Annotated in this window: 5 protein-coding genes; all 5 read left to right on the top strand. The window is 42.7% G+C overall.

The features are described 5' to 3' along the window. Nucleotides 1-4,971: toxin TcdB middle/N-terminal domain-containing protein (locus QA601_18355; protein MDG5817066.1), on the top strand; the 4,971-nt coding region annotated here is incomplete at its 5' end. A 32-nt stretch (nt 4,972-5,003) separates the two neighbouring features. After that, complete coding sequence (locus QA601_18360; GenBank protein MDG5817067.1) at nt 5,004-5,441, top strand: hypothetical protein; 438 nt, start codon at nt 5,004-5,006, stop codon at nt 5,439-5,441. A 76-nt stretch (nt 5,442-5,517) separates the two neighbouring features. After that, a complete protein-coding gene (locus tag QA601_18365; GenBank protein ID MDG5817068.1) occupies nt 5,518-9,465 on the top strand; it encodes an RHS repeat-associated core domain-containing protein in 3,948 nt (1,315 codons plus the stop codon). Between the two features lie 41 nt (nt 9,466-9,506). Then, nucleotides 9,507-10,391 (top strand): hypothetical protein, encoded by an 885-nt coding sequence (locus QA601_18370; protein MDG5817069.1) that lies wholly within the window; start codon nt 9,507-9,509, stop codon nt 10,389-10,391. 70 nt (nt 10,392-10,461) lie between these two features. Next, on the top strand, nt 10,462-10,833 hold a 372-nt coding region (locus QA601_18375), incomplete at its 3' end, for a hypothetical protein (protein ID MDG5817070.1).

Below are 10,833 nucleotides of genomic sequence, written 5' to 3' on the forward strand. Positions count from 1 at the left end.
ATCGATTCAGCCGCGTTTATCAGCACCGTAGATCTCCTTGGAGATGGGACGGCCTGTCTTGTGTGGGCATCACCGCTTCCCGGTAAAACTTCATCACTGCGCTATATTCACCTGATGAAAAACGGGAAACCTCATCTGTTGACACGGGTGGTCAACAACATGGGCGCTGAGACAATAATCACCTATGCTCCATCAACAAAGTTCTATCTGCAGGATAAGCTTGCAGGTAACCCCTGGGTGACAAAACTTCACTTTCCGGTGCATGTGGTTGAGCGGGTGGAGACGATTGACCATATCGGGAAAAACAGACTTGTCAATAAATATGCGTATCATCACGGGTATTATGATGGTCATGAGCGGGAGTTTCGCGGCTTTGGGATGGTGGAGCAATGGGACACTGAAAGTTTTGAAGAGTGTGAAGATTGTGATGGTATCGATACCTATGTTGCTCCGATCCATACAAAGACCTGGTTTCATAACGGAGCGCACAAACACGACTCCAAAATATCGAAAGTATATGAGCAGGAGTATTGGAAGGGGGATGGTGATGCATTTCATCTCCCCGATACGGTGTTGCCTGAACTTGAAACAGATGAGATGCTTGAGGCTATACGTGCACTGCGCGGCTCGGTGTTACGCACTGAGGTGTATGAAGCGGGTGATGAAGCTTCCGATGTTCCCTATCAGGTTACAGAGACTAACTTTGCAGTGCATAAGGTTCAGCCTAAGGGAAACAACCGGCATGGGGTGTTTTTTACCAATGCACATGAAACGATCACTTTTCACTATGAGCAGAACGCAGATGATCCCCGCATAGGGCATGAGTTTGTGCTGGAGGTTGATGCATTTGGTAATGTAAAAAAGGTTGCTGATCTTGTGTATCCCAGGCGTTCGGGAAGTGGTGTGCATGGTGAGCAGCTTAAACCCTACATGACAGCACAGGCTACAGAGTTTATAAACGAGACAGATGATTTATATCTTATCGGGGTTCCTTACGAGTCAAAAGGCTATGAGATTGGCGGGAATCTTCCTGTTACTGCCGGTGAAAGGGTGACATTCGAAGATGTGCAGGAGTTTTTGGAGCTTGCGATAAGTGATGCCAACACAATTCCCTATCATGGTGAGTTTGTACCCGGCGCATCACATCAAAGCCGTCTTATCTCCTGGTCGCGGCATTACTTCTGGAACGAGGATCAGAGCGGTGCAGGTGGATTGGGGGAGATCGTGTCACCAGTTCTTCCGCATCATGAAGAGAACGCGGTATTTACACCAGAGCTTATCAGTCAGGTGTTTGATAGTGGAATAAGCGATACTGATATCACTTCTGCTGGTTACTACTTAAATGAACATTACTACTGGAACCGCGGAGCTGTACAGTTTTATCAGAGTGGTGATTTCTATCTCCCAGTGCGCATGGAAGACCCGCTTGGTGGCTCTTTTGATATAGAGTATGACACATACAACCTGGCTCAGATAGCTATCACCGATGCAATGGGGAATGAAACCTCTGCATCTATTGACTATCGCACACTTCACCCCTGGCATCTCACCGATCCCAACGAAAATATGAGTGAAGCGCTTACCGATCCTCTGGGAATGGTGATCGCAACATCTATATACGGGACTGAAAATGGTATCGATAAAGGGGATGCTCCTCTTGATGAATACGATGAACTCACCGACGCTTCAATCGAGGCGATCGTCTCCAATCCCGAAGATTATCTTCAGGATGCTACCACCTTTTTCTTCTATGATCTTCATGCCTGGACTGATCGCGCTGAACCACCGCAGTTTATTGCGCTTGCCCGTGAAACACATATCAGTGATCTGGCTGGGGGTGAAACATCGAGGATACAGATAAGTCTGGGTTACAGTGATGGTTTTGAGCGAGAGCTTCAGAGCAAGATCAAGGTTGAGCGAGGGCTTGCCTGGGTGCGTCAGGACAATGATGAGTATGAAGAGGAGGAGGTTGAAGACCGCTGGCTTGTATCGGGGCGTACCGTTTACAATAATAAGCAGGAACCGGTAAAGCAGTATGAGCCTTTCTACAGCGCAACTCATGAATATGAGCCAGAGCAGTTCTTTGCTGAGCTTGGTGTTACTCCGATCATTCATTACGACCCGCTGATGCGGGTGGTGAAAACCGATCTTCCGGATGGTCATTCTACTAGTGTCGAATTTACTCCATGGGAAGTGGAATCCTACGATCAGAATGATAATGAAACCGGGCATGATCATTTCAATACTCCGCAGGTGGCCATACTCGACACATTGGGCAGAGAGTTTAGGGTAAAGCAGTATCTGGAAGATAAGAATACTGCTACAGGGGATCAGATTTATGAAACAGTAACTACCTTTGATATCACTGGAAATCCTCTCACTATAACCGACCCGCGTGGTAATGTGGCCTTTACTTATACCTATGATATGGCGGGACATCCCTTAAGGACGCAGAATATCGATGCCGGGGATGACAGGATTTTTATAGATGTGATGGAGAATCCGGTGTTGTCTTTTGATTCCCGCGGGCATAAAGTCACTGTCGTGTACGATGAGCTTCATCGCCCGGTGCTCTCTTCTGTGTCCGGAAATGGTCTGGATAATATTACCGAGAGAGTGATCTACGGAGAGAGTGTGGCTGATGCTGCAACGCACAATCTCCGTGGGCAAATGTATCAACATTACGATCAGGCTGGTCTGGTCACGATTCCTTCCTACTCTTTTAAAGGCGAACCCAAAAGATCAGAGCAGAAAATTCGTACAGAATACAAGCTTGAGGCAAACTGGGCTGAAGGTGAAGAGTGGGATGTGCTTCTTGAGAGCGAAACTTTTATCACTGAACTTTTTTATGATGCGCTTGGACATGTAACCGAACAATATGCTCCTGATGAAAGTGTTACAAAACCAGAGTATCACCTTAGTGGTACCCTTAACGGGGTAGAGGTTAAGTTAAGAGGTGAATCTGATTTTACGCGGTTTGTGGATTCTATCAGTTACAATGCAAAGGGGCAGCGTGAAAAGATAGAGTATGGGAATTCTACAGAGACACACTACACCTACGAGCCTGAAACTTTTCGATTAATTGGGTTAAAAACAGTACGAACTTCGGATAACACAGATCTTCAGGATATCAGCTATACCTACGACCCGGTAGGAAATATCACCCATATTGAAGATAACACACACGGGCGCATATTCCATGATGGGGAAATTGTTGACCCTGATAATGATTTTGTTTATGATGCACTCTATCGCCTCACCGAAGCTGTGGGGCGTGAGCATCTGGGGTTAAACAATCCAATACTATCCAATCACGATAAATTCAAGCAAAGCATTTTAGCAAACCTTAATGATAGCCACCAGTTAGCGAAATACAGAAGAAACTACACCTATGACAAATCTGGAAACCTTACTCAGATAAAGCATGAAACAAAAAATTCCACAAGGAGTTTTACCCGCAACCTGGTTGTGGCATCTGGTTCAAATCGTGCAATCCCAGACTCCATGGGAAGTGATGTTGCTCCATTTTTTGACCTGAACGGTAATATGACCGCTCTTGAGCATCTGGCAGGTATCGACTGGAATTATCGTGATAACATCTCCAAAGCTACAATTATAGAAAGAACTGGTTCCACTGATGATGCCGAATATTATGTTTATAATAGCGGCGGTGACAGGGTCAGGAAGTTAAAAGAGACTCTCGAGCACGGGCACGTAGTAATAGAGGAAAAGCTCTATTTAGGCGGTGTGGAGATCAAGCGCATCCGCACCGAAAGTTCTTTGACATTGGAACGGTTTGATCATCATGTGATGGATGATACCTCACGGATTGCTATTGTTAACCATTGGATTAAAGCCGATCTTCTTCGTGAGGTCGATAGTTCAGACGATCTGAATCAGAACAAGGTCCGGTACCAGTATGGTAACCATCTTGGGTCTGCATCACTTGAGCTTGATAGTGAAGGTCAGTTGATCTCCTATGAGGAGTACTTTCCCTATGGAGGAACTTCTTTTGTAGTAGGGAATAGCGAAAAAGAAGTCAAGCTCAAGGAATATCGCTACACCGGGAAAGAACGAGATGATGCCACTGGGTTGTATTATTATGGAGCAAGGTATTATGCGCCCTGGATTGGGAGGTGGTTGAGTGCGGATCCTATTGTGAGAATATATTACCCCCATGTGCAGCAAGTAGAGAGTGGGATGTATGTTGAGAATGAGGCTGAGGATGAAACCATTGAATGGTTTCATCCAATTTGCTTCAAAATAGGCTGCAATGAACTAAATATTAATCTCTATAAATTCTGTAGTGATAATCCTATAACTATGATCGACACAGATGGATTATTTCCAAATAGATACTCTGGTCCTCTGCTTATTGATTCAACGGGCAAAATATATGAAGATGGAAAAAACGTTATCGCATTGGTCGGATTGCCTGGACCTTCTGGCAGGTTATTTGAAATCACAGCAGAAACTTGGATCAATGAAAATACAGAATTCTTAGACAATGTTGAAATAATATATGCAAAAGATTTTGGAAGTGTAGAAGAGATAATGTCGGAAATAAAAGAAAAATTTGGAGAAGATGGAATTGATCGAATTGCCTACTTTGGGCATTCTTCACCTACCGCGTTATCAGTTTTTTACGGAAGTACAGAAATAGAGGAAAGATGGATAAGACCATACACTAGTTGGGAGGGTATAAAGTTCAGAGATGGTGCAGAAATATATCTGTTTGGCTGTAACGCTGCTACTGCTGGTGAGTATTCTATTGCGCAATTTATCGCGAAAGAAACTGGTGTAAAAACTGGTGGATATACCCATTATGCAATATTTACTGATGATCCAGAATTGGGTAAGCTAAAAAGAAAACCAGATAGGGAAAAAGATATAAACAGAATTATTCCACCGAGTGAAAAACTGTGGTTAGTACCGGAGCATGGTGAAGAAATGAAGTTTTATACACGATAAATCAACTAATAAAAGTGCAATTAAAGGCAGTAATGAAAAAAATACTAATATTCTTACTTATTATTGTTATTGCAAATTCTTGTAAAAAACCAGAGTGCAACGAGAGTGGTATCACAAAAAAAAGGGAAATAAATAGTCCCGTATATGCATCTTGGTCAAATATGGGTACTTGGATTTTTTTACGCAGTTCTGAGAAAAAAGATGCTGAATCATTATTGTATATAGGGTTTGATTTTGAAAATGAAACTATGTCAAAAGGTGGTGCTGATAGTTATTTAGTTGATGAGTTTATCGAGATAGTCAATTACATGTATAATGATAATGTTAGATTAAAAACCATTGAGAGTAATGGTGTTTTAACATTAACATATCAAAATAATGACCAGATAATTTGGGATTATGAAAACAAAAAACGACCAATTAATATTGTTAACAAAACAGATGATAATGTAAACACGAATAAGCGTTAATTTTAAGTTCAGCACAAAAAAGAAACTGATTTCACCGATTTTGTCACTAGTTGAGGTAGGGGTTTGCTAATCGAGAATGGTGGTCGATCTTGTCGGTGTTCCTTACGAGGCAAAGAGTTTCGAGATTGGCGGGGATCTTTCTGTCACTGCCGGTGAAAGGATGACATTTGATTATGTGCGGGATTTTCTGGATGATGCATTGAAAGATGAGAATATTGTGCCTTACCATGGTGAGTTTGATTCCGGGGCAGAGCATCAGAGCCGTCTTATCTCCTGGTCGAGGCATTACTTCTGGAATGAGGATCAGGATGATGTTTCACCGCTTGGCCAAATATCTGAAAAGGCACTGCTTCATCATGAAGAGAACGCGGTGTTTACGCCGGAGCTTATCGGACAGGTATTTGACAGTGGGATAAACAATAGTGATATCACTTCTGCCGGTTATTACTTAAATGATAACTACTGGTGGAACCCTGGTATGGTGCAGATATATCAGAGTGGTGATTTCTATCTCCCAGTGCGCATGGAAGACCCGCTCGGTGGCTTTTTTGATATAGAGTATGACACGTACAACCTGGCTCAGATAGCTATCACCGATGCTTTGGGAAATGAAACCTCTGCATCTATTGACTATCGTACGCTTCATCCCTGGCATCTCACCGATCCCAATGAAAACATGAGTGAAGCGCTTACAGATCCATTAGGGATGGTGATCGCAACATCAGTGTACGGGACTGAAAGTGGTATCGATAAAGGGGATGCTCCTCTTGATGAGTATAATGAAGTCGCAGATCCCTCCATCGAATTTATTGTCTCCAATCCTGAAGATTATCTTCAGGAAGCCACCACCTTTTTCTTCTATGATCTTCATGCCTGGACAGATCGCGCTGAACCACCGCAGTTTATCGCTCTTGCCCGTGAGACACATGTCAGTGATCTGGCTGGGGGTGAAACATCGAGGATACAGATAAGTCTGGGTTACAGTGATGGTTTTGAGCGTGAGCTTCAGAGTAAGATTAAGGTTGAGAGTGGGCTTGCCTGGGTGCGCCAGGACAATGATGAGTATGAAGAGGAGGAGGTTGAAGACCGCTGGCTTGTATCGGGGCGTGTCGTTTACAATAATAAGCAGGAACCGGTAAAGCAGTATGAGCCTTTCTACAGCGCAACGCACGAATATGAACCTGAGCAGTTCTTTGCTGAATTTGGTGTTACTCCGATCATTCATTACGACCCGCTGATGCGTGTAGTGAAAACCGAGCTGCCTGATGGTCATTTTACTCGTGTTGAATTTACTCCCTGGGAAGTGGAAAGCCACGACCAGAACGATAATAAGGCAGGGCATGATCATTTTAATACTCCGCAGGTGGCAATACTCGACACACTGGGCAGAGAGTTTAGGGTAAGGCAGTATCTGGAAAATAAGGATACAGCTACAACGGATCAGATTTATGAGACAGTAACTACCTTCGATATCACCGGAAATCCTCTGACTGTAACCGATCCGCGGGGCAATGTTGCATTTACTTATACCTATGATATGGCGGAACATCCCTTAAGGACGCAGAATATCGATGCCGGGGATGACAGGGTTTTCATCGATGTGATGGAGAATCCGGTTAAAAGTTTTGATGCTAAAGGGCATGTTGTAACTATAAACTACGATACTCTTCACAGGCCTACTGAAAAGAGGGTTGTAGGTAATGGTCTGGATAATCTGGTGCAGAAAATTATCTACGGTGAATCGCAAACTGATCCGCAGGACAAAAACCTTCGTGGGCAGATGTATAAATCCTATGATGAAGCGGGCTGCACAACCGTTCCTGCATATACCTTTAAAGGTGAAGTGCCACAAAGCGTTTACCGTCTCCGTGCGCTTACAACCGGTGCTTATGATGCAGAGGTAAACTGGGATGTTGCAGATCCTGACTCACTTCTGGAATCTGAGACGTTTACCACAAATAACAACTATGACGCGCTTGGTCATGTTATAGAGCATGAAAAGCCTGACGAAAGTATTACCGTTGCGGAATTTCATCAATCCGGTACGCTCAATAAGGTGAGGGTGCAGCTTAAAAATGAAACTGAATTTACCGATTTTGTAACCGGTATCTGCTACAACGCTAAGGGACAGCGTCAAAGGATCGATTACGGCAACGGGACTTTCACTGAATATGAGTATGATGATAAAACCTTTCGTTTAACTGCGCTTAAAACAACAAGGGCCAGTGATAGTGAGCTGCTTCAGGATATCGAATATGAATATGATCCTGTGGGGAATGTTACAGAGATTGAGGATAACTCCTTTGATTCGGTATTCACCAACAATCAGGTAGTAGAGCCTAAGTGCACTTATGAATATGATGCGCTCTACCGCCTAACTCGTGCCACCGGACGTGAGCACAACGGCTTGAATCAAACCACTCCACAGCACGGGGATGAGTGGTTTAATCAGCATCTGGCAAACATCAACGATGCCAACGCCCTTGCAAACTACACCAGAACTTATAGTTATGATAAGGGTAACAATCTCACTCAAATCCAGCACTCTGCATCAGATAGCACCCGCAGTTTTACCCGCAACATAACCGTCGATTTCGGCTCAAACAGAGCTGTTCCGGCTACAATGACTGGGCCTGTTTCATCCTATTTTGATTTAAACGGCAACTGTACCGAACTGGAGCACATTGCCGAAATCACCTGGAACTACCGCAACAACATCTCAAAAGCGACGATTATTAAAAGAACTGGCTCTCCAGATGATGCCGAATATTATGTTTATAACAGCGGTGGTGACAGGGTCAGGAAGATAAAAGAGACCCTTGAGCACGGGCATGTAATGATAGAGGAAAAGCTCTATCTAGGCGGTGTTGAAATTAAGCGCATCCGTAGCGGTAGCTCTTTGACATTGGAACGGTTTGATCATCATGTTATGGATGATTCCTCACGGATTGCTATTGTTAACCATTGGACTAAAGACGACCATTTACGTGAAATCGATAGTCCAGATGATCTTGGCCAGAACAAGATCCGGTACCAGTATGGTAACCATCTTGGGTCTGCCTCACTTGAGTTAAACGAGGCAGCCGAACTCATCTCCTATGAAGAGTATTTCCCTTATGGTGGAACCTCCTTTGTCGCAGGAAATAGCGAAAAAGAAGTCAAGCTCAAAGAATACCGCTACACCGGGAAAGAGCGGGATGATGCCACCGGGTTGTATTATTATGGAGCAAGGTATTATTGTCCCTGGATCGGGAGGTGGTTGAGTGCGGATCCGGCGGGGCCGGTGGATGGGTGGAATTTGTATGAGTATGTGCGGGGGAATCCGGTGGGGTTGGTGGATTCTGATGGGATGGAGAGTAATGAGTTTACGGCTGGGTCTAATTATGAAGATAAGCTGTTAAGAGCAGAAGTAGCAAAGGAATTAGTTAAAAGTTATCAAAAGAGAGGTGTAAAATATAGCCAACCTAAAAGAGATTTGGAAGATTTTGCAGATTGTTCATCTTTTATTACAGAAGTGTTAGAAAAATCTGGTTTAGGAGATTTGTTTCAGAATACCCACACTGGTTCGGGTGAAGGTGGAGGTATGCAGGGGGAAATAAAAGAGATCGAAAATACTTCTGATCTGACATCCCCATATCGCCTCAATGATCCCAAAGTAGGTGATATAATGATGTGGCAAAGTCATGTGACTCTAGTGACCGAAGTTAAGGATGATAGGGTTTATTTTGCACACATGGGTCTTAGTAGAGGAGCTGTAATCGGGTCAGTTGCCTATGACAGTGATCCACAAAAATTTAAAGATAACGTACACCGTGATAGATGGGGTGGATCAGAAGGTTTTTATGGGTTTTGGACACCACCGTCGATAAAAGAGGATACTGTTGCTAATGTAGATTCTGAGTGTGAGCAAGTATCTGAGCAAACTTCAATGCATGATAACCAAGAATTGGCTGAACGTGGTTTATGGGAAACTATTGTAAATTTTCTTAAAACTCCTCTTGTACCTCAACGATCTCAACAATAATAGTGCTTTAAGGTGTATAAACATAAATAAGGGAAAAGAAAATGAGTTACAAAATAATTCTGTTAATAATAGCTGTATCTGTTTTTGCAAAGGAGGAAACTGGTAGTTTTTTGAATGAGAGAATAAAACTTGATAAATTTATTAATAAATTTAGCGGTGTATGGTTGGACACAAATTACATCTCATGTTTAAAAAACAAAAAATCACCATACTTGGGAGTAAAAAAATATCCTTATTATCTCAGCTACATTGAAAAATATTATGCTAAAGATACCGTTGTTGGAATATATGATTATCAATATCGTCAAACAGATGTGAGTTTTATCAGATACTATAAACTACTTGATGATAGTACGTTGTTGTTTCGATACAAGAAAATTCCTGGTAGTGAAAAAGCCTATTTTGATGATGCTTTTCTACAGGACACTATATCATATTTTGTCTGCCATGATGATACTTTGATGAGGCTGGGCAGAAAAGATAAGCATCATTATCTTAAAAGAATTCCTACAGGAAAAGGAGATCATTTTCTTTCCGATATAACGAGGTTACTTGTATCATCTTTTTTAAAAGGACAATACAGGGTTTTAGACAGTTCTTTTCGGGTAATCGTTGATACGATAACTATAGATAAAGATGGTTTTGTAAATGGTTGGACAGAATTTAAGAGAATGATAATTTGGAGCGATTATGACGGGCCCGCTAACCATTTTTATGATTTTGATGTTCTAGAAATGATTCCATTTGGAGGGGATAGTAGCAGGTATGGCTTCTACACGGAAGATAATGATGATTTTATTTTTAAGTTTCAACTTTCTAATGACACAATAACTATCATCACCACTGAATATATTGGTGAATACAATCATTGGGATTCTAAAGTAAAATTAGGAAAACCAGCCTTCTATTTTATTAAACTGGATTGATATTAACCTATAACATATAAAATACGTTAAGCTACTGTTTTGGCAAAGCTCTCTGTTTAAAATAACGCCCTTGCAAATTACACCAGAGCTTACACTCGATAAGGGCAACAACCTCACTCGAATCCAGCATACAGCCTCTCACAGTACGCGCAGTTTCACCCGCAACATAACCGTCGATTCCGGCTCAAACAGAGCAGTTCCTGCTACAATGACCGGGCCAATCTCCTCCTATTTCGACCCAAACGGCAATTGTACCGAGCTCGAGCACATAGCCGATATCTCCTGGAACTACCGCAACAACATATCCAAAGCAACAATTATTGAAAGAACTGGCTCCCCGGATGATGCCGAATATTATGTTTATGATGGTAGTGGTAACCGTGTCAGAAAGATCACCGTTGCTAACGATGAGCGGATAGAGAAGATCTATCTTGGCGGTGTG

The organism is Chitinispirillales bacterium ANBcel5 (assembly GCA_029688955.1).
In the GTDB taxonomy this organism is placed as follows: Bacteria; Fibrobacterota; Chitinivibrionia; order Chitinivibrionales; family Chitinispirillaceae; genus Cellulosispirillum; species Cellulosispirillum alkaliphilum.

What these genes read in the sequence shown, in the direction of transcription:
- QA601_18370 (MDG5817069.1), top strand. Translation starts at nt 9,507, where the DNA reads ATGAGTTACAAAATAATTCTGTTAATAATAGCTGTATCTGTTTTTGCA.
- QA601_18365 (MDG5817068.1), top strand. Translation starts at nt 5,518, where the DNA reads ATGGTGGTCGATCTTGTCGGTGTTCCTTACGAGGCAAAGAGTTTCGAG.
- QA601_18360 (MDG5817067.1), top strand. Translation starts at nt 5,004, where the DNA reads ATGAAAAAAATACTAATATTCTTACTTATTATTGTTATTGCAAATTCT.